Annotated in this window: 16 protein-coding genes and 1 pseudogene; 10 read left to right on the forward strand and 7 right to left on the reverse strand. The window is 61.9% G+C overall.

Annotated features, from left to right (window positions below):
• Positions 1–67: 67 nt before the first annotated feature.
• Positions 68–1,426, reverse strand: coding sequence for a VWA domain-containing protein (locus tag HB630_RS10410; protein ID WP_213772151.1), 1,359 nt, complete (start codon positions 1,424–1,426; stop codon positions 68–70).
• Positions 1,427–1,432: 6 nt separating this feature from the next.
• On the reverse strand, positions 1,433–2,380 hold the full coding sequence (locus HB630_RS10415; RefSeq protein ID WP_213772152.1) for an AAA family ATPase: 948 nt from the start codon (positions 2,378–2,380) through the stop codon (positions 1,433–1,435).
• Positions 2,381–2,524: 144 nt separating this feature from the next.
• On the opposite strand from HB630_RS10415, the gene HB630_RS10420 reads away from it, so the two are divergent.
• Positions 2,525–3,289 (forward strand): trypsin-like serine protease, encoded by a 765-nt coding sequence (locus HB630_RS10420; RefSeq protein ID WP_213772412.1) that lies wholly within the window; start codon positions 2,525–2,527, stop codon positions 3,287–3,289.
• A 14-nt stretch (positions 3,290–3,303) separates the two neighbouring features.
• Here the strand turns inward: HB630_RS10420 and HB630_RS10425 are convergent, their stop codons facing one another.
• Together HB630_RS10425 and HB630_RS10430 are read right to left on the reverse strand one after the other, a co-directional pair.
• Positions 3,304–4,233, reverse strand: a complete 930-nt coding sequence (locus tag HB630_RS10425) for a response regulator transcription factor (RefSeq protein WP_213772153.1) — start codon at positions 4,231–4,233, stop codon at positions 3,304–3,306.
• A complete protein-coding gene (locus HB630_RS10430) occupies positions 4,223–7,594 on the reverse strand; it encodes an ATP-binding protein (RefSeq protein ID WP_213772154.1) in 3,372 nt (1,123 codons plus the stop codon). The genes HB630_RS10425 and HB630_RS10430 overlap by 11 nt, the downstream gene beginning before the upstream one ends.
• Before the next feature lie 163 nt (positions 7,595–7,757).
• On the opposite strand from HB630_RS10430, the gene urtA reads away from it, so the two are divergent.
• From urtA to HB630_RS10465, 7 genes are all read left to right on the forward strand, one after another.
• Positions 7,758–9,020 carry an urea ABC transporter substrate-binding protein gene (gene urtA, locus HB630_RS10435; protein WP_213772155.1) on the forward strand — a complete coding sequence of 421 codons (1,263 nt, stop codon included), beginning with the start codon at positions 7,758–7,760 and terminating at the stop codon, positions 9,018–9,020.
• Positions 9,021–9,142: 122 nt separating this feature from the next.
• Positions 9,143–10,069, forward strand: a complete 927-nt coding sequence (urtB, locus tag HB630_RS10440) for an urea ABC transporter permease subunit UrtB (RefSeq protein ID WP_213772156.1) — start codon at positions 9,143–9,145, stop codon at positions 10,067–10,069.
• 18 nt (positions 10,070–10,087) lie between these two features.
• Positions 10,088–11,236: an urea ABC transporter permease subunit UrtC gene (gene urtC / locus HB630_RS10445; protein ID WP_213772157.1), complete on the forward strand. Its 1,149-nt coding sequence runs from the start codon at positions 10,088–10,090 to the stop codon at positions 11,234–11,236.
• A 10-nt stretch (positions 11,237–11,246) separates the two neighbouring features.
• Entirely contained in the window at positions 11,247–12,002 is a 756-nt protein-coding gene (urtD, locus tag HB630_RS10450) for an urea ABC transporter ATP-binding protein UrtD (RefSeq protein WP_213772158.1), read from the forward strand.
• A 26-nt stretch (positions 12,003–12,028) separates the two neighbouring features.
• Positions 12,029–12,718 (forward strand): urea ABC transporter ATP-binding subunit UrtE, encoded by a 690-nt coding sequence (gene urtE, locus HB630_RS10455; RefSeq protein WP_213772159.1) that lies wholly within the window; start codon positions 12,029–12,031, stop codon positions 12,716–12,718.
• A 30-nt stretch (positions 12,719–12,748) separates the two neighbouring features.
• Positions 12,749–13,978: a formamidase gene (fmdA, locus tag HB630_RS10460; RefSeq protein WP_213772160.1), complete on the forward strand. Its 1,230-nt coding sequence runs from the start codon at positions 12,749–12,751 to the stop codon at positions 13,976–13,978.
• Between the two features lie 101 nt (positions 13,979–14,079).
• On the forward strand, positions 14,080–14,418 hold the full coding sequence (locus HB630_RS10465) for a zinc ribbon domain-containing protein (RefSeq protein ID WP_213772161.1): 339 nt from the start codon (positions 14,080–14,082) through the stop codon (positions 14,416–14,418).
• 18 nt (positions 14,419–14,436) lie between these two features.
• On the opposite strand, the gene HB630_RS10470 is transcribed toward HB630_RS10465, so the two are convergent.
• The 3 genes from HB630_RS10470 to HB630_RS10480 all read right to left on the reverse strand — a co-directional run bounded on the left by HB630_RS10470 (position 14,437) and on the right by HB630_RS10480 (position 17,139).
• On the reverse strand, positions 14,437–15,153 hold the full coding sequence (locus HB630_RS10470; RefSeq protein ID WP_213772162.1) for a DUF1614 domain-containing protein: 717 nt from the start codon (positions 15,151–15,153) through the stop codon (positions 14,437–14,439).
• A gap of 76 nt (positions 15,154–15,229) precedes the next feature.
• Entirely contained in the window at positions 15,230–16,153 is a 924-nt protein-coding gene (locus HB630_RS10475; RefSeq protein ID WP_213772163.1) for a 3-keto-5-aminohexanoate cleavage protein, read from the reverse strand.
• A 38-nt stretch (positions 16,154–16,191) separates the two neighbouring features.
• Positions 16,192–17,139, reverse strand: a complete 948-nt coding sequence (locus HB630_RS10480; protein WP_213772164.1) for a 3-hydroxyacyl-CoA dehydrogenase — start codon at positions 17,137–17,139, stop codon at positions 16,192–16,194.
• 422 nt (positions 17,140–17,561) lie between these two features.
• Between HB630_RS10480 and HB630_RS10485 the strand changes: the two genes are divergently transcribed.
• Complete coding sequence (locus tag HB630_RS10485) at positions 17,562–18,338, forward strand: SDR family oxidoreductase (RefSeq protein WP_213772165.1); 777 nt, start codon at positions 17,562–17,564, stop codon at positions 18,336–18,338.
• A 100-nt stretch (positions 18,339–18,438) separates the two neighbouring features.
• A pseudogene (locus HB630_RS10490) lies at positions 18,439–19,385 on the forward strand (IS630 family transposase).
• Positions 19,386–19,493: the final 108 nt, after the last annotated feature.

The raw sequence follows: 19,493 nt of genomic DNA on the forward strand, positions 1-19,493 counted from the left end.
CGATGCGCTTTCGTGGTTATGGTGTTCCCGCCTTCGCGGGAACGACGATAATGGATATGGCTCATCCTTACTGATAGGTCGCGACGATGTCCGACACCGCGCGCTCGAGCTGCTGCGCGGTGGCGCATTGGCGCACGACAGTGCAGAAGGTCGCATAGCGCGGCATCTCGGAATCGCCGAAGCCCCAGGCCGTGCGTCCCTCGGGATTGAGCCAAACTAGCCGCTTCGACCGCTCCGCGATGCGGCGCAGGATATCCGCGCGCGGATCGAGGTTGTTGCTGCGGGCGTCGCCGAGCACGATCACGGTGGTCTGCTGCGTGATCGCGCTCATCCATTGCTTCTCGAAATCGGCGAAGGAATTGCCGTAGTCGGACGAACCGAAGCCGACCTTGGACATGATCTCCTGCATCGCCTGTTCCGGTGATTGGGTTTCCAGGAGGTCGCTGACTTCGATCAGATGTCCGGAAAAGGCGAAGGAGCGTACATCCGATACCACCTCGTGCAGGCTGTGGATCAACAGCAGGAAGAAATCCGAGACACGCGCCACCGAGCCGCTGACATCGCAGAGCGCCACGATCTTCGGCCGGTCGCGCCGCCGCCGCTTCCAGGCGGTGAGGAAAGGCACGCCGCCCCAAGCGGCGTTGCGGCGGATGGTCCGACGCACGTCGAGATGGCCACGCCGCTGCCGCTTGCGCGGCTTGCTGTAGCGCTCGCGCAGGCGGCGCGCGATCTGGCGGATCAGTAGCTGCATCTGCGCGACCTGCCGGGGTTCGATCCGCGACAGCGGCGCGTTGCGCAGGATCTCGTTGCGAAGATTCTCCGCTTCCTCTCGGCCGTAAAGCAGCAGCGCCTGCGAGACCGTGTCGCGGACATTATCGCGCAACACATTCAATGCCGCCGTCAGCCGTTCCGTCAGCGCGGTATCGGTCGCGGCCAGATCATCAAGGTCATCGCGCAGGCGCGCAATGCCCATCAGATCGAGGATACGGCTTGAAAATATCCCGCGCTGGGTGAAATACCGGATATCGGGCAAAGAAGCTGCGCTCGACGCAGCGGCGATGGCGGCGGCCATCTCCGTCCGGTCCTGCGACAGCAGCATCTGCGCGAGCGGGCCGAGACCGCTGGCCGATTGATCATCTGCACGCCCCGTTGTCTGGCTCTTTGTCGCTTCTCTTTCTTCGCCGCGGCTGCCGGGCTCGGTCTGCGAAGACTCCGGAAGATCGAAGAAAAGGTCAAAACATTGGCCGAGCGCTTTCTTCTCATCCTCGGTCTTGGCCAATGTCAGCAGGAGCGTGTCGCGCAGGATGCCGCGGTCGGAAAAGCCGACATTGGCGACTGCGCGCATCGCATCGATGCTTTCGGCCGGCGAGACCCGGACTCCCGCTCCCCGCGCCGCGCGAAAGAAGCGATGCAGGTTCTCCCGCATTCGTGCTCAGCCGAACACGTTGTGGTGCGATGCCCTGGCGACGAAAGTCGTGACCTGCGGCAGCGTGGCCTCGATATCGGCCTCGTATTTCAGGAGTACGTTGAGCGTATCCTTGACCATCTCATGGCCGAGTTCGGACGCCTGCAGCAGCACCAGCACGCGGGCCCAGTCGATGGTTTCGCTCACCGACGGCAGCTTTTTCAGGTCGAGCGTGCGGACCTGATGGATGAATCCGACGAGCTGCTTGCGCAGCGTTTGCGAAATGCCGGGCACGCGGCTTTCGACGATGCGCTCCTCGAGCCTTTGTTCGGGGAAACCGATGTGAAGGTGCAGGCAGCGCCGCTTCAGCGCGTCGCCGAGATCGCGCTCGCCATTGGAGGTCAGGATCACCGTCGGCGGCACGGCGGCGACGATGGTGCCGAGTTCGGGGATGCTGACCTGGAAATCGCTGAGGATTTCGAGCAGCAGCGATTCGAATTCGGCGTCCGATTTGTCGATCTCGTCGATCAGCAGCACGCAGCCCGTGGGCTGTTCCAGTGCCTGCAACAACGGGCGCGACTCGACGAATTCCTTGGAGAAAAATACGTCGCCGAAATCGTGCAACTGGCCCAGCGCCGCGTGCAGCGTCTTTGCGCCGCCGAGCACCTCGCCGAGCTTATCCTTCAATATCTGCGTATACAGAAGCTGCTTGGCGTATTTCCACTCATAGAGCGCCTTGGCTTCGTCGAGCCCTTCGTAGCATTGCAGGCGAATCATCTTCAGCCCGCGCCAGGCGGCGATCGCCTTGGCAAGCTCGGTCTTGCCGACGCCCGCGGGACCTTCGACCAGGATCGGCTTCTCGATCTGCTGGGCGAGATAGACCGCGGTCGCGATCTGCCGGCTCGCCATATAGCCCTGCGCGGCAAGGCCGCTCTCGACGGCTTCGATGGCGGCCGAAGGCCGATGTTCAGCCACGGATTTTCACTCCCGATATCCAGTCTTCATGGTGTTCTGCCCGCGTTCCAGGGAAAGAACAAGCCCGGTGCCGCGCCGATTTGACCTTCCGGGCCGGTCCACTTGCCCTTGGCGGCTCGCTTGATGGCCGCTATTGCTGCCGCGATGAAAATCCTGACCCGAATGTTCGCCGGCATGGCGTTGCTGCTGGCCAATCCGGCGCTCGCGATCGTCGGCGGCGCGGCGCCCTCGACCGAGGGCGTCGGCCGCTCCGTTGTCACCATCGTCGGCTCGCGCGGCAATTTCTGCACCGGCAGCCTGATCGCGCCCAACCTGGTGTTGTCGGCGGCGCATTGCGTCGGGCCTGGGGCGATCTACAAGATCGTCGAATATGGCGTGGACCACCAGCCGCGGCTTGAGGACGTCACGAGGGTCGCGGCCCATCCCGGTTTCAATATGCAGACGATGCTGGCGCATCGCGCGACCGCCGATGTGAGCCTGTTGCAGCTCAGAACGCCAAAGAAGAATCCGTCACCGATCGGCGCGCCTGCGGCGCCGCTTGCCGCGGGGGATCGTTTCATTGTTGCGGGCGTCGGCGTCACCATTCGCGGCGACGGCAAGAGCGGTGGCACCGTCCGCACCGCGGACCTCATTGCGACCGGTCAACCGGGCACGCTGCAGATTCGTCTGGTCGATCCCTCAGGTGTGGGCGTACGCGCCGGTCTTGGCGCCTGCACCGGCGATTCCGGCGGACCGGTGTTCGAGGATCAGCAAGGCAGGGCTGTCATTGTCGGTGTCGTCAGCTGGTCGACGGGACCGAACGGCGCCAGCGGCTGCGGCGGTCTGACCGGCGTGACCCCGCTCACGCTTTATCGCGACTGGATCGCGAAGACCGCACAACAGTGGGGGTCGACTCTGGCGGCGCCGTGATCGTTTTTGATTGATTATGAATTTTTTCGGCTGGCATTGGCCGCGATCGCGGCCGCGGCGGTGCGGTTCTCGACACCGAGCTTGGCGTAGATCTGTTCGAGATGCTTATCCACCGTCCTCGGACTGAGACCAAGGATCTGGGCGATGTCCCGATTGGTCTTGCCCTTGGACAGCCACGACAGCACTTCGCCCTCGCGCGTGGTCAGGCCGAGTTCGCTGCTGAACCTGGCCGGCAAATCCGGGGTCGCGTCCTTGGCGAGGCGGAGCAGGAATTCATTCGGTCCGAGCTTTCCCATATATTGCAGTTGAAGCTGCTCGTTGGAGGGAAACGACACGGTGGTTTGGGACTTCGATCCCGCCTTGCCTTTCTGAGCCTGCTCCAGCCATTGCAGCATGGAAGCCGGCAGCTCCAGATCATCGTCTGCGCCGGCTGCGAGATTATCCGATAGTAATTTCTGCGCCTGCGGCGTTGCCCATAGGATCTTGCCCTGCCCGTTGACGGCGAGCAGGAACCGTCCGGACACGTCGAGCGCGGCGCGGGCGCTCTGGGTCAGCCGCGCATTGGCTAGGTGGACCCGGATCCGCGCCAGCATTTCCTCGATCACGATCGGCTTGGTCACGTAATCGACGCCGCCGGCTTCCAGCCCGCGCACGATGTGTTCGGTCTCCGCAAGCCCGGTCATGAAGATCACGGGCACGTTGCTGAGGCCGGCCTCGCGCTTGAGGCGCCGGCAGGTCTCGAAGCCGTCGATGCCGGGCATGACCGCGTCGAGCAGAATGATGTCGGGCGTGATCTGATCGACGATCCGCATCGCGGCGGCGCCGTCCATCGCGACCATGACCGTCATGCCGGCGCCGTCGAGCGCATCGGTCAGCAGCCGCAGCGTTTCCGGCGAGTCGTCGATGACAAGCGCAACGTCACGCTTTTTGGCCTCAGTGATCATAGCTGTGCAGCGTTTTCAGGGTTGCCATGTACTGATCGAGATCGAAGCGGTCGATCAGTATGCGCATTTGCGACACGAAGCCGGCATGTTCGGGCCGGTCGTTGCCCATCTCTTCGAGCTTGACCTGGATGGCGCGGATGTAACCCATATGGCCGAGATCGAGCAGTTCCTCGACATCCTTCAGTGGCGGCCTTGATCCGGCGTCCGGCTTCCACGGCGGCGTGGCGACCGTATCGGTCTCGTACTGCCACTCGATCTTGAGCAGCTGGCGGATCGATTCCAGCAGCCGGGGAATATCGATCGGCTTCATCAGGTAGCCGTCATGGAACGGCTGCGCCAGCGGTGTGCCGTGAGCTTCCAGCGCACTTGCCGAAACCATCAGGATGCGGGCCTGATGATGGCCGGTCGAGCGCAGCATCTCCGCGACCTGCCACCCGTCCATGCCCGGCATTGAGATATCGAGCAGGAACAGGTCGGGACGGCAGTGCTGCGCCAGCGTCAGGCAGGAAGGGCCATCCGGCGCGCTGAGCAGGATGAAGCCGAGCGGCGTCAGCACTTCGCGCAACAGGTCGCGCTGGACCGGGTCGTCGTCGGTGACCAGGATGGTCTTGCGCGTCCCGTGATAGCCGAAGACGGCGGCATCGACCGGCGCATCCCGGGTCGGGTTGGTGACCTCCGACAGCAGCATCTTCACGCGGAACGTGCTGCCGGCGCCGACTGTGCTGGTGACCTTGATATCGCCGCCCATGACGCCCGCCAGCAGTCGGCTGATCGTCAACCCGAGCCCGGTTCCGGTTTGCGGCTGGGCGACGCCGAGTGCGCCGCGCTCGAAGGGTGCGAAAATGCGCTCAAGATCGTCTGGCTGGATTCCCGGACCGGTGTCGGTCACCTCGAATTCGGCGACCGGGCTGCGGTAGTGAACGACGAAATGCACGCTGCCGGCCTGCGTGAACTTGATTGCATTCGACAGAAGGTTGATCAGGATCTGGCGCAGGCGCTTCTCGTCGGAGAATACCGCAACGGGAAGGAAGGCCGGGCGTTTGAAAATGAAGTCGATGCCCTTGGCGGCCGCCTGCAGGCGGAACATGCCGACGAGCTGATCGAGGAAGTCGTGCAGGCGGACCTCGTCGCGCGACAAATGCAGCCTGCCGGCCTCGATCTTCGAAATATCGAGAATGCCGTCGATCAACCCCGATAAATGATCGGCGCTGCGGCGCACCACGCGGACCTGATCTTTCGGCTTCGGTTGCAGGCTCGCATCCTGCTCCAGCAACTGCGCATAGCCGCTGATGGCATTCAGCGGCGATCGCAATTCATGGCTCAGGCCCACGACATAGCGGCTCTTGGCGAGGTTGGCGGATTCGGCGACTTCCTTGGCGCGCTGGAGCGCGGCGTCGGTGCGCTTGTGCGCGTCGATTTCCTGGATCAGAAGCGAGGTCTGCCGCCGCGTTTCGGCTTCCGCCGCGCGCCGGCTCTGCTGGGCGAGCACGAACAGCCACGCGACGACGCCGATGATGATCGTCAGTGCGAAGAACGCTTTCCAGAGCACCGCGGATAATTGCAGATTGTCGGCGTGAACCGCGGCCGCTGTTTGCAGATAGATCAGGCCGAGCGTCAGTCCGACCAGGCCGGCGGAGATCGCGAAGACGCCGAGATAATGTCCGAGTTGCGAATTGATCAGCGCGTAGACCGGCTTCGGCAGGCGGTCGCCGAGTGTCTCGGTGACCTGCGCCTGGAACCTAGCATGCGGCTTGCAAAGGTCGTGGCAGCGCGCGTCGAGCGAACAGCATAGCGAGCAGATCGGGCCTGCATAAGCGGGGCACGACGCCATATCCTCCGGCTCGAACGAATGCTCGCAGATGCAGCACTGGATCGCTTCGAGATTTTGCCAGCTCCGCTTCGGCTTGCGCGCGATGTAATATTTTCCGCCGGTGATATAGGCGATCGACGGGGCGACGATGAACGCCACCGCCAACGCGACGAATGGGGAGAGCGCCTTCGCCGTCGGCCCGAACAGGCCATAGAAGGCGCTGATGGAAACCACGGTGGCGATCGTCATCGCGCCGACGCCGACCGGATTGACGTCATAGAGATGTGCGCGCTTGAATTCCATGTGCCGCGGCCGCAGGCCGAGGGGCTTGTTGATGATGAGGTCGGCGACCAGCGCACCGACCCAGGCGATGGCGACGTTTGAATAAAGTGCGAGCGTCTGCTCGAGCGCCTTGTAGACGCCAATCTCCATCAACAGCAATGCGACCAGCACATTGAAAACCAGCCAGACGACGCGGCCCGGATGGCTGTGGGTCAGGCGGGAAAAGAAGTTCGACCATGCGATCGAGCCGGCATAGGCGTTGGTGACGTTGATCTTGAGCTGGGAAAGGACCACGAAGGCGCCGGTCAGCGCCAGCGCGAGGTTCGGCTGCGACAGCACATAGCGAAACGCTTCGAGATACATGTGCGCGGGCTCGGCGGCATGTTCGGCGGACACGCCATGCTCCAGCGCAAAAAACGCCAGGAACGAGCCGGCGAGCAACTTGAGCGCGCCAAGGACGATCCAGCCCGGACCGGCGCTGAGCAGCGCGATCCACCATGCCGATTTCGAGGTGTGGCGGTCGCGCGGCAGAAAACGCAGGAAGTCGACCTGCTCGCCGATCTGCGCCACCAGCGAAAACACCACCGAGGCGGCGGCGCCGAACAGCAGGAGATCGAGACGCCCCGCGGGATCTCCGTGTTCGCCGGGAAATTTCAGCCATTCGGAAAAGGAGAGTGGATTGGCGTAGGCGATCGCCGCGAACGGCAGGATGTGAAGGATGATCCATAGCGGCTGCGTCCACAATTGGAAGCGGCTGATCAGCGTGATGCCGTAGGTGACGAGCGGGATGATGATGACGGCGCTGAGCAGATAGCCGACGGGTCGCGGGATGCCGAAGCACAGTTCCAGCGCGGTGGCGAGGATCACCGCTTCGATGGCGAAGAAAATGAAGGTGAAGGAAGCATAGATCAGCGAGGTGACGGTCGAACCGATATAGCCGAAGCCGGCGCCGCGGGTCAGCAGATCGATGTCGATGCCGTATTTTGCGGCATGATAGGCGATCGGCAGGCCGCAGCAAAAAATGATGACGCTGACGACCAGGATGGCGGCGATGGAGTTGGTGACGCCGTAATTAAGCGTGATGGTGCCGCCGATCGCTTCCAGTGCCAGGAAGGAGATCGCGCCGAGCGCGGTGTTGGCAACCCGAGCGGCGGACCAGCGCCGCGCGCTTTTAGCTGTAAAGCGCAGCGCGTAATCTTCCAGCGTCTGATTGGCAACCCATTGATTATACTGGCGCCTGACGCGGTCTATCCGCTGCCGCCCTGCCACTCACTGCTCCTTGCTCTGCAAAGAATGACCCTGCAATCCCCATTCCAAAATCTACGTCGCTATTTTGCGGTGCAGTATACGCGATCTTGCGTATCCGTGCGTTGCACAATCCGATCGATGCTCGTGGGCCAATCGCGTGTCCTCGAACAGGAATGGGGTGCTCATGTCAGACGAAATCAAACCGGGACTGAAGTCTCCGCTTCGGCGCAAGCTGCTGATGGGAATGGCCGCCCTGCCGGCCATATCGATGCTTCCGCGTCCTTCCTTCGCAGACGTTCCGGCGACTTCCGCCATCAATACCACCGGTCTTGCGGTGACCGACAGCGAGGTGACGGTCGGCATCCTTCATTCCGTGACCGGCACGATGGCGATCTCGGAAACCGGCTCGGTGGAGGCGGAAAAGCTCGCGATCTCCCAGATCAATGACGCCGGCGGCGTGCTCGGGCGTAAGATCAAGTTCATCCAGGAAGACGGCGCCAGCGACTGGCCGACCTTCGCCGAGAAGGCGAAGAAGCTTCTCGTCAACGACAAATGCGCCGCCGTCATGGGCTGCTGGACCTCGGCCTCGCGCAAGGCGGTGCTGCCGGTGTTCGAACAATATAACGGCATGCTTTATTATCCGACCTTCTACGAGGGCCTCGAGCAGTCCAAGAACGTCATCTATACGGGGCAGGAAGCGACCCAGCAAATCCTCGCCGGCCTCGACTGGGTCAACAAGACCAAGGGCTCCAAGACCTTTTATTTGCTCGGCTCCGACTACATCTGGCCGCGCACCTCGAACAAGATCGCGCGCAAACATATCGAAGGCCATCTGGAGGGCTGTAAAGTCGTCGGCGAGGAATATTTCCCGCTCGGCAACACCCAGTTCAACTCGGTCATCAACAAGATCAAGCTGGTCAAGCCGGACGTGATCTACGCCATTATCGTCGGCGGTTCGAACGTCGCATTCTATAAGCAACTGAAAGCCGCCGGCATCGATCTGTCGAAGCAGACGCTTCTAACCATCTCGGTGACCGAAGACGAGATCGACGGCATCGGCGGCGAGAACATCGCCGGCGCCTATGCCTGCATGAAATACTTCCAGTCGCTCGACAATCCCAACAACAAGGTGTTCGTGCCCGCCTTCAAGAAGATGTGGGGTGAGAAGACGGTGATCGGCGATGTCACCCAGGCGGCGTATCTTGGCCCTTGGCTGTGGAAATTAACAGCCGAGAAGGCCGGAAGCTTCGACATCGACAAGATCGCGGCGGCTTCGCCGGGCGTCGAGTTCAAGGGTGCGCCGGAAGGTTACGTCCGTATCCATGAAAACCATCATCTGTGGTCGAAGACGCGGGTTGGCCGGGCCAAGGCCGATGGCCAGTACGAGCTGATTTACGAGACCGCCGATCTGGTCGAGCCGAACCCCTTCCCCAAGGGTTATCAGTAAGGCCGCCAGTCACCTGAAACGCTCATCCGCTGCTGCCGGCGTGGGCCGCATTGCCCACGCCTCCTATCCCGGCGTCGCGAATCCGTTCGCGGCGCGGGCCTGACAGATCACGGAGGACAGATATGTTCGGCGACTATTCACTCGGCGATCTCGGCGCCATCTTCGCGATGCAGGGCTTCGCCGGCCTGATCCTGTTTTCCGTCTACGTGCTGATGGCGCTGGGACTCGCCATCATCTTCGGCCAGATGGGCGTCATCAACATGGCGCACGGCGAATTCATGATTCTCGGCGCCTACGTCACCTGGATGACGTCGAACGCCTTTCAGCAATATCTGCCTTCGCTGTTTCCCGGCTACTTCTTTGTTGCGATGATATTGGCCTTCATCGCCTCGGGCGCGCTCGGCATGCTGGTTGAATGGGGGCTGATACGCCATCTCTACAAACGCCCGCTTGATACGCTGCTCGCGACCTGGGGCTTGAGCCTCATCCTGCAACAGGCCTATCGCTCAATATTCGGGGCGCGCGAGGTCGGTGTCGATCTGCCGGAATGGATGATGGGGTCGTGGCAAGCCACCGATACCATCCAGATCCCGATCAACGGCATGTTCGTGATGGCGCTGACCATATTGATCACGATCGCCGTTTCCTACGTCCTGTTCTGGTCGCGCTGGGGCAGGCAGGTTCGCGCCGTGGTGCAGAACCGCGTGATGGCCGGCGCCGTCGGCATCAACACCGAGAAGGTCGACCGTTACACCTTTGGCCTTGGCTGCGGTATCGCCGGGGTCGCCGGCAGCGCCTTCACCATGATCGGTTCGACCGGGCCGACCGCCGGCCAGCTCTATATCGTCGATACCTTTCTTGTCGTGGTGTTCGGCGGCGCGGCGAGCCTGTTCGGCACCATCGCATCGGCCTTCACCATCTCCCAGACCCAGTCGACCCTGGAATTCTTCCTGTCGGGGTCGATGGCCAAGGTCATCACGCTGCTCGCGATCGTCGCCATCCTGATGATGCGGCCGCAAGGGCTCTTCGCGCTCAAGGTTCGCAAATAAGAACAAGAAAGCACGGTCATGATCATCAACTCGCGCTTCTTCGATCGTTCCGAACTGATTGGGTTTATCGCACTCGCGCTGCTGCTCTTCATCATCCTGCCGCTGACGCTCGACATTTTCCGCCTCAACCTTGTCGCGAAATACCTGACCTATGCCTTCGTCGCGATCGGCCTGGTGCTGTGCTGGGGATATGGCGGCATCCTGAGTCTGGGGCAGGGCGTGTTCTTCGGCCTCGGCGGCTATTGCATGGCGATGTACCTCAAGCTTGAGGCCTCCAGCGTCGCGAACACCAAGATCCAGTCGACGCCGGGCATTCCCGACTTCATGGACTGGAACCAGATCACCGAGCTGCCGATGTTCTGGAAGCCGTTCCACAGTTTTCCCCTCACGCTGCTGGCGATTATCCTGGTGCCCGGCATTTTCGCCTTCATTATCGGCGCGGCGATGTTCAAGCGCCGGGTCGGCGGGGTCTATTTCGCGATCATCACGCAGGCGATTGCGGCCATCCTGACCATCCTGATCGTGGGCCAGCAGGGTTACACCGGCGGTATCAACGGCATCACCGACCTGCGGACCCTTCACGGCTGGGACATTCGCACCGACCATGCCAAGTTCATCCTCTATTTCGTCGAGGTGCTCCTGCTGTTCGGCTGCATCGTGGTGGCGCAGTTCATTCGCCTGACCAAACTCGGCCGCATCCTGGTGGCGATGCGCGAAAAGGAGGACCGGGTCCGCTTCTCCGGCTATAGCGTCGCGAATTTCAAGATCTTCGCGTTTTGTGTGGCCGCGGTTTTCGCGGCGATCGGCGGCGCCCTGTTCACGCTGGAAGTCGGCTTCATGTCACCGTCCTTTGTTGGCATCGTGCCGTCGATCGAAATGGTGATCTACACCGCGGTCGGCGGCCGGATGTCGATCTTCGGCGCGGTGTGGGGCTCGTTGCTGGTGAACTTCGCCAAAACCAGTCTTTCGGAATCGTTCCCGCAACTCTGGCTGTTCGGGCTCGGCGCACTGTTCATCGCCGTCGTGCTGCTGTTTCCCGGCGGCCTGTCCGGAATCTGGCAGGATTACGTTCAGCCCCGGATCGATCGCCTGATCTCATCGCGCAAGCCGAAATCAGGCAATGGCTGGGCCGACAAATCTGTCGCCGACAGCGCGCCGGCAGAGTGAGGAGGTCACCATGCTCGTAGGTCATCAGCCCAAGGAATTCCTGCTCGCGGTCGAGGCGCTCACCGTTTCCTTTGACGGCTTCAAGGCCGTCAACGATCTTTCTTTCTATGTCGAGGAAAACGAAATCCGCGTCATCATCGGTCCCAACGGCGCCGGCAAGACCACGGTGCTCGATCTGATCTGCGGAAAGACCAAGGCGACGTCGGGCTCGATCCAGTTTCGGGGCAAGGAGCTGACCCGGATGAAGGAGAACGAGATCGTCCAGGCCGGGGTCGGCCGCAAATTCCAGACGCCGTCGGTTTACGACGATCTCACCGTGTTCGAAAATCTGGAAATCTCCTATCCGCGCGGCCGCACCGTGTTCGGTGCGCTGACGTTCCAGCGCGATGCCGCGGTGCGCCAGCGGGTCGAGGAGGTCGCCGAGATGATCTTCCTGAAGGACAAGCTCGACATGTATGCCGACCTTCTCAGCCACGGCCAGAAGCAGTGGCTCGAGATCGGTATGCTGCTGATCCAGGATCCGGACCTGCTGATGCTGGACGAGCCGGTCGCCGGCATGAGCGTCAGCGAGCGCGCCAAGACCGCGGAACTGCTCAATCGCATCATCAAGGACCGTTCGGTGCTGGTGATCGAGCACGACATGAAATTCGTCGAGGACATCGCCCACAAGGTGACGGTGCTGCACCAGGGCCAGATCCTGTCGGAAGGGACGATGGAGCACGTCAAGAACGATCCCAAGGTCATCGAAGTCTATCTCGGGCACTAAACCACGGAAGCCAAGGAGCGGTATCGATGCTGGCAATCTCGGATCTTCACGTCGCCTACGGCCAGAGCGAGGTGCTGCATGGCCTCAACGTGTCCGTCGCGCCGAACGAGATTGTCGCCATCATGGGCCGCAACGGCATGGGCAAAACCACGCTGATGAAATCCTTGATGGGAATCATGCCGACCAAGAGCGGCTCGGTGACGATGGATGGTGCCGAGCTCGGCGGCCTGAAGAGCTATGAGCGAGTCGCCAAGGGGCTCGCTTACGTACCGCAGGGCCGCATGATTTTCTCGACCATGACGGTGAAGGAGAATATCGAGACCGGTCTCGTGGTGTCGGGCGAGAGCGAAGTCCCTGGCGATATCTACGAGCTGTTCCCGGTGCTGTTGGAAATGAAGGGCCGGCGCGGCGGCAATTTATCCGGCGGCCAGCAGCAGCAATTGGCGATCGCCCGCGCGCTGGCGACCAAGCCCAAGGTGCTGTTGCTGGATGAGCCGACCGAAGGCATCCAGCCGTCGATCATCAAGGACATGGCGCGCACCTTGAAGCGCATTCGCGACGAACGCGGATTGTCGATCGTGGTCTCCGAGCAGGTTCTGAGCTTCGCGCTCGATATCGCAGACCGGGTTCTCGTCATCGAGAACGGCGCGATCGTCCGTGACGATGCACGCGCGAATGTCGATGCCGCGCAGATCTCGAAATTCTTGTCGGTCTAAATCTCAAACTTGTAAACAGGGGAGCTTTTGATGCCAGAAACACTGATCAAGGTTGATCTCACGCAGTCGGCCTACGAAAACGACATGATCCACAACCGCTGGCATCCCGACGTTCCGATGGTGGCATGGGTCAATCCGGGCGACGATTTCATCGTCGAGACCTACGACTGGACCGGCGGCTTCATCAAGAACAACGATTCCGCTGACGATGTGCGCGACATTGATCTGTCGATCGTGCATTTCCTGTCCGGCCCGATCGGCGTCAAGGGCGCCGAGCCCGGCGACCTGCTGGTGGTCGATCTGCTCGACATCGGCCCGAAGAAGGACAGCCTGTGGGGCTTCAACGGCTTCTTCTCCAAGCAGAACGGCGGCGGATTCCTGACCGAGCATTTCCCGCTGGCGCAGAAATCGATCTGGGACATCAAGGGCCTCTACACCTCGTCGCGTCATGTGCCCGGCGTGAATTTCGCGGGCCTGGTTCATCCCGGCCTGATCGGTTGTCTGCCCGACCCGAAACTGCTGGCGACGTGGAACGAGCGGGAGAGCGCGCTGATCGCGACCAATCCGGACCGCGTGCCGGGTCTCGCCAATCCGCCTTTCGCCGCGACCGCCCATGCCGGCCGCGCCAAAGGCGATGCCAAGGCCAAGATCGGCGCCGAGGGCGCGCGGACGGTGCCGCCGCGCGAGCATGGCGGCAACTGCGATATCAAGGATCTGTCGCGCGGCTCGAAGATCTATTTCCCGGTCTATGTGCCGGGCGGCGGCCTCTCGATGGGCGATCTGCATTTCAGCCAGGGTGACGGCGAGATCACCTTCTGCGGCGCGATCGAGATGGCGGGCTGGCTGCACATCAAGGTCGATGTGATCAAGGATGGCGTCTCGAAATACGGCATCAAGAATCCGATCTTCAAGCCGTCGCCGATCACTCCGAACTACAAGGACTATCTGATCTTCGAGGGCATCTCGGTCGACGAAGCCGGCAAGCAGTATTATCTCGACGTTCATATTGCCTATCGCCAGGCCTGCCTGAATGCGATCGAATATCTCAAGAAGTTCGGCTATTCCGGCGCGCAGGCCTACACGATCCTGGGCGTGGCGCCGGTACAGGGCCATATCAGCGGCGTGGTCGACGTTCCGAATGCCTGCGCCACGCTGTATCTGCCGACCGAAATCTTCGATTTCGATATCATGCCGTCGTCGGCCGGCCCGATCAAACATATCAAGGGCGGCGTGGATGTGCCGCTGTCGCCGGACAAGTAATCCATGCGCGGCGGGGGGCGCGCGGGGCGGCGACTGTTGGTCGCCCCGCGGCCGCACTGCCGGGATATTTCGTTGAATCATGATTGCGCGGGAAAGCAAAAATGCCGGTCTACGACTATCTCTGCAACGATTGCGGTCCGTTCACCGATATGCGGCCGATGTCGGAATGCGACGCGCCGCAGCAATGCCCGCGATGCGCGAATTCAGCGCCGCGAGCGATCCTGACGGCGCCGAATTTCTTTTGCATGCCGTCCGACAGGCGGAAAGCGTATGCGACCAACGAGCGCAGCGCCAATGCGCCCAAGACGCTTGGTGAATACAAGGCGTCGCATGGGCCGGGCTGCGGGTGCTGTTCCGGCAAAGCGTCGCGCCTTGTCACCAAGACCAGGAGCGGCGCCAAGGGTTTTCCGACCGCGCGCCCGTGGATGATCAGTCACTAGATTATAAGGCAATCCTGTCTAGCGGCCCGGCCGCATCCGGGAGGGCGCAGCGATGCCGGCGAGCAGGACGGCAAGAATGCCGGTGAGAAAGATGCCGTCGAAGGTCCCGGCGCCGCCGATCGAGGCGACCGGCGCGCCAAGGCCGGTGATCTTGTCGAGATTGAGAAGATCGGCGCCGATCAGCGTGCCCATCGAGCCGCCGATATAGGCCAGCGGCGGCGCATATTCGCGTGAGAGGATGAACGCCAGGATCGCTGTTGTCACGACCGGTGCAAAGACCGGAACCGCGATGCCGATGCCCTGCACCGGCGTAGCCATTGCATGGATGATCGCGGCGATGATCACCACCGCCAGCGCTGCCTTGAGCCAGAGCTGATACCGGATCACGAGATAGGCCGACATCATGGCCGGGATCACCGCGCCGCCGATATTCACCGCCAGAACCGTTCCGGGCCATTGCGTCACCAGCGGCACAACATAGCGCATGCCGTAGAATTCGATAATCTGCCCGGACCTCTCCGGCGTTCCCGGCAGAATTGCGATCGGCACGTTGAAATAGCTGCCGATCAGCGAGCCGAACAACAATAACAGCGCCGCGCCAGGCCCGATCCCGAGCCGCATATAGGCGTATCTGAGAATGCGGAGCTGGATCAGGATGACGAGGCCGATGAACAAAATCACCAGGATCGAGAACAATCCCGGCGTCATCGGCAGGTAATGGACCTGTGACCTCATGATGTCCGTGCTTCAGTTTCGACGATCGACCTGAAGCATCTCACGAGACCGGGGCAAATCAAATAGCCTCGCGCCGTCAGACCTCCAGCTTGTCGCCGCCTTTCAGGTCGAGAATTTCGCGCGCCTCGTCCGGCGTCGCCACTTCAAGGCCCAGGCCTTCGATGATCTTGCGCGCCAGCTGCACCTGTTCGGCGTTCGACGTCGCCATTCGTCCCGGCGCCGCCCACAGCGAGTCCTCGAGGCCGACACGGATATTGCTGCCCATCGCCGCCGCCATCGCCGCGATTGGCAATTGGTTGCGGCCGGCGCCCAGCACCGACCAGATGAACTTGTCGCCGAACAGCCGCTCGGCGGTGCGTTTCATGTGCATGACATCTTCCGGATGCGCCCCCGTTCCGCCCTGCAGGCCGAATACCGTCTGCACGAACAGCGGCGGTTTCACCATGCCCTGGTCGAGGAAATATTTCAGGTTGTAGAGATGAGCGGTGTCGTAGCACTCGAACTCGAAGCGCGTGCCGGTCTCGGATAACGTCTTCAGCACATATTCGATGTCCTGGAAGGTGTTGCGGAACACGATGTCCTTGTTCTCGAGATGCTTGCGCTCCCATTCATGGTCGAATTTCTTGAAGCGGTTGAGCATGCCGAAGAACGCAAAATTCATCGATCCCATGTTGAGGGACGCGACTTCCGGCTTGTAGACTGCGGCAGGACGCACCCGTTCGTCCACCGTCATGGTCGGCGCGCCGCCAGTGGTGAGGTTGATCACGGCGTTCGAACGCTGCTTGATGATTTTCAGGAACGGCGCGAACGCCTCCGGACTCTGGTCGGGCCGGCCGGTCTTCGGATTGCGCGCATGCAGATGCACGATCGCGGCGCCGGCTTCGGCCGCGTCGACCGCCGCATCGGCGATCTCCTGCGGCGTCACCGGCAGGGCCTTTGACATCGAGGGGGTATGAATGGCGCCGGTCACGGCGCAGGTGATGATGACTTTGCGGCTCATGTTGGGCTCTCTTCCTCGGAGTTATGATTCTTTGGGGGCTATGACGGATTATTCTTGGTCTTCTTGTGCGCGGCCAACGCCGCGAGGCGTTCGTTGCGCCGCTGCGTCAGCGTCGCGATCCGCTCGGGTGACGGCTGGTGCGGCCATGCCGCGATCACCCGGTCCACATTCGGGCTTTGGTAGACTTCGGGGCCGGCGGCGGTCGCGGCAAGCTCCTTGTAGAAGCCGGTGTAGCGCGCGCAATAATCCGGGATGCCGCCCGGCGCGTTGAGTTCGATGGTCTCGAACGGACCGAGGAACGACCAGCGCAGCCCGAGGCCATCCTTGACGGTGTGATCGAGATCTTCCGCCGAAATATAGCCTTCACCGACCAGCCGGAAGGCTTCGGCGAGCAGCGCGCCTTGCAGCCGGTTCAGGACAAAGCCGTTGATCTCGCGCTTGACGGTCACCGGCACCTGGCCGATCTCGCGATAGATCTGCCGCGTCCGCTCGATGGTCTCGGGCGACGTCCACGGTGCGCCGCACAATTCGACCAGCGGCACGAGGTGCGGCGGATTGACGGGATGCCCGACCAGACAGCGCGCGCGGCCCGGCAGCGCCTCCGTGAAACGCGATGCGGTGATGGCCGACGTCGAGGACGCCAGCACCGCGCCGGGCGGCGCCAGCCGGTCAAGTTCGGCAAAGATCGTTTTTTTCTGCTCGACCAGTTCCGGGCCGTTCTCCTGCACGAATTCAGCGCCTTCGACGGCCTCCTTGAGACTCGCCGCAACGGTGAGCCGCGCCGCGGCGCCGTCGGGATCATCCGCCAGCCCGTGACGCGCCAGCGCGCGCAATTCGTCCCGGATCAGGCCGGGGGCTGCCGCGAGTGTTGGTGCGTGCGGATCAGTCAGCCGAACGTTCCAGCCGGCGCGGGCAAAGATCGCCGCCCAGGCTCGTCCAATCAGGCCGACGCCGACGATGGCGACCTGGCGATTCTCATTTTTCATTGTGTGCTCGCTGGCTGGAACAGGTCTCGCGCGGGCGCGAAGGGCTGCGATGCCCGATATGGCGTGTCGCTGGATATCAACTCTCTCCTCCCTGACGCGGCCGCGCTGTGCGGCTCTTCTGTTGTTCGGCAGGCGGCGCACCGTTTGGGTCAGGCGCGCGGCCTTGCTTGCCGTGATTATTGACCGCTATCAGAACCGAGGTTCTGATCTTTGATTTGACGCGTTTTCTTCACGCGAACCGGTATCCACTTTGCTCGAAAGCACTATAGACTTGCAAAAGACCGGGCCGTTGTCGATTCCCCTCTTTGGATCCTGCTGCATGGGAGAATTGACTTCAGTCTCGCTCGAACCGGCCGGCGCCGCGTGGCTTTGCCGGCATTCTTGCTGTTAAATTCATTTCAAGCGACATTCACGGAGCGATCATGGATCTCGACATCATGGGTTTGCGTGTGCTGGTCACGGCCGGCGCCAACGGCATCGGCCACGCCATCGCGTGCCGCTTTGCCGGCGAGGGCGCCAGGGTTCACGTTTGCGATGTCGACGAAGCCGCGCTCTCGGCGCTGGTGTCGGGCGACCCCCGGATCACCTCGACTCCCTGCGATGTCTCCGACCGCGCTGCTGTCAAGAAGCTGTTCGAGGAGGCGACGGCAAAGCTCGGTGGCCTCGATGTACTGGTCAATAACGCCGGTGTTGCCGGGCCGACGTCCAAGGTCGAGGACATGAATCCCGAGGACTGGGACCGCTGCCTGGAGATTTGCCTGACCGGACAATTCAATTGCACGCGGCTCGCCGTGCCGCTGCTGCGGCAGAGCAAGAATGCGTCGATCGTCAACATTTCTTCTGTCGCGGGCCGGCTCGGTTTTGCCATGCGTGCGCCCTATGCCGCGGCAAAATGGGGCGTGATCGGTTTCACCAAATCGCTGTCGATCGAGCTTGGGCCGGACAACATCCGCGTCAATGCGATTTTGCCGGGCCTCGTCGCCGGCGACCGGCAGCGCCGCGTGCTGGAAGCCAAGGCGCAGCAGCGCGGGATTTCCTATGCGGAGATGGAGCGCACCGCCTTTTCCTACACCTCGATCAAGGAATATGTGACGCCGGAACAGATCGCCGACCAGATCCTGTTCATGTGCAGCCTGCGCGGCAAGACCATTTCCGGCCAGGCGATTTCGATCTGCGGCGACACGCAAATGCTCGGATAGCTGCTCCCTAGAGCATTTTCCGTTCTGATTGAATCGGAGGGGATTCCCAAGGGGATGCGGATCTGATTCAAGCTTCGTGCTGGATCGGAGGCCAGCATGGATGGCAAAGGCGCTTTCGATTGACCTTCGTGATCGTTTGATCGCCGCGGTGGCTAAGGGGATGTCGCGCCGGCAGGCTGCGGAGCGCTTTGGCGTAAGTGCCGCCAGCGCGATCCGCTGGTGTGCGCTTGAGCGGGATGCCGGTGATGCGAGGCCGAAGCGGCAGGGCGGCGATCGACGCTCGGGACGGATTGAGGCCCATGCCGTGCTGATCCTGAGCATTGTCGAGCAGACAAAGGATATCACGATCGCAGAGGTTCAGGCAAAGCTGGCCGAGCAGAGTCTTTCCTTCGGCATCGGCACCCTCTGGCGCTTCTTCGACCGTCACCGGATCACGCTCAAAAAAAGTCGGCGCACGCCTCCGAGCAGGAGCGCCCGGACGTCGTGAAGCGGCGGGAGGACTGGTTCGACAGTCGGCTTCATCTCGACCCAGAGCGCCTTGTTTTTATCGACGAGACCTGGGCTTCGACCAACATGGCACGCCAGCGAGGGCGCGCTCCGAAAGGCGAAAGGCTGCTCGCCGCCATTCCCCATGGTCACTGGAAGACCACGACCTTCGTCGCGGGCCTGCGCCTCTCCGGCATGATGGCGCCCATGGTGCTCGACGGGCCGATCAACCGTGATGCTTTCCAGGCCTACATCGACCAAGTGCTGGTGCCCGAGCTCAAGCCCGGGGACGTCGTCATCATGGACAACCTATCGAGCCACAAGGGCGTGAAGGTTCGCGAGGCGATCGAGACGATGGAGGCAACGCTGCTCTACTTGCCGCCCTACAGTCCGGACCTCAACCCCATCGAAAACGCCTTCGCCAAACTAAAGGCATTCCTGCGCAAAGCCGCCGCGCGCACCGTCCACGGCCTTTGAGCAGCTATCGGACGCGTCATCGATCTCTTCACCCCGAACGAATGCCTCAATTACTTCAAGGCCGCAGGATATGATCCAGACTGATTGGAAAATGCTCTAGCGTTTTCGAGCGAAGTGGCTTCCGGTTCGGGTGAAGAAAACGCGTCAAATCAAACGAGGTGAGTCTCGGTTCTGATTCCACCAGGACCGAAA

The sequence above is a fragment of the Bradyrhizobium sp. dw_78 genome (assembly GCF_018449525.1).
Classification (GTDB): Bacteria; Pseudomonadota; Alphaproteobacteria; order Rhizobiales; family Xanthobacteraceae; genus Bradyrhizobium.

What these genes read in the sequence shown, in the direction of transcription:
- HB630_RS10410 (WP_213772151.1), bottom strand. Translation starts at nt 1,426, where the DNA reads ATGCGGGAGAACCTGCATCGCTTCTTTCGCGCGGCGCGGGGAGCGGGA.
- HB630_RS10465 (WP_213772161.1), top strand. Translation starts at nt 14,080, where the DNA reads ATGCCGGTCTACGACTATCTCTGCAACGATTGCGGTCCGTTCACCGAT.
- urtC (WP_213772157.1), top strand. Translation starts at nt 10,088, where the DNA reads ATGATCATCAACTCGCGCTTCTTCGATCGTTCCGAACTGATTGGGTTT.
- urtB (WP_213772156.1), top strand. Translation starts at nt 9,143, where the DNA reads ATGTTCGGCGACTATTCACTCGGCGATCTCGGCGCCATCTTCGCGATG.
- HB630_RS10475 (WP_213772163.1), bottom strand. Translation starts at nt 16,153, where the DNA reads ATGAGCCGCAAAGTCATCATCACCTGCGCCGTGACCGGCGCCATTCAT.
- HB630_RS10470 (WP_213772162.1), bottom strand. Translation starts at nt 15,153, where the DNA reads ATGAGGTCACAGGTCCATTACCTGCCGATGACGCCGGGATTGTTCTCG.
- HB630_RS10425 (WP_213772153.1), bottom strand. Translation starts at nt 4,233, where the DNA reads ATGATCACTGAGGCCAAAAAGCGTGACGTTGCGCTTGTCATCGACGAC.
- urtD (WP_213772158.1), top strand. Translation starts at nt 11,247, where the DNA reads ATGCTCGTAGGTCATCAGCCCAAGGAATTCCTGCTCGCGGTCGAGGCG.
- urtE (WP_213772159.1), top strand. Translation starts at nt 12,029, where the DNA reads ATGCTGGCAATCTCGGATCTTCACGTCGCCTACGGCCAGAGCGAGGTG.
- urtA (WP_213772155.1), top strand. Translation starts at nt 7,758, where the DNA reads ATGTCAGACGAAATCAAACCGGGACTGAAGTCTCCGCTTCGGCGCAAG.
- fmdA (WP_213772160.1), top strand. Translation starts at nt 12,749, where the DNA reads ATGCCAGAAACACTGATCAAGGTTGATCTCACGCAGTCGGCCTACGAA.
- HB630_RS10420 (WP_213772412.1), top strand. Translation starts at nt 2,525, where the DNA reads ATGAAAATCCTGACCCGAATGTTCGCCGGCATGGCGTTGCTGCTGGCC.
- HB630_RS10485 (WP_213772165.1), top strand. Translation starts at nt 17,562, where the DNA reads ATGGATCTCGACATCATGGGTTTGCGTGTGCTGGTCACGGCCGGCGCC.
- HB630_RS10480 (WP_213772164.1), bottom strand. Translation starts at nt 17,139, where the DNA reads ATGAAAAATGAGAATCGCCAGGTCGCCATCGTCGGCGTCGGCCTGATT.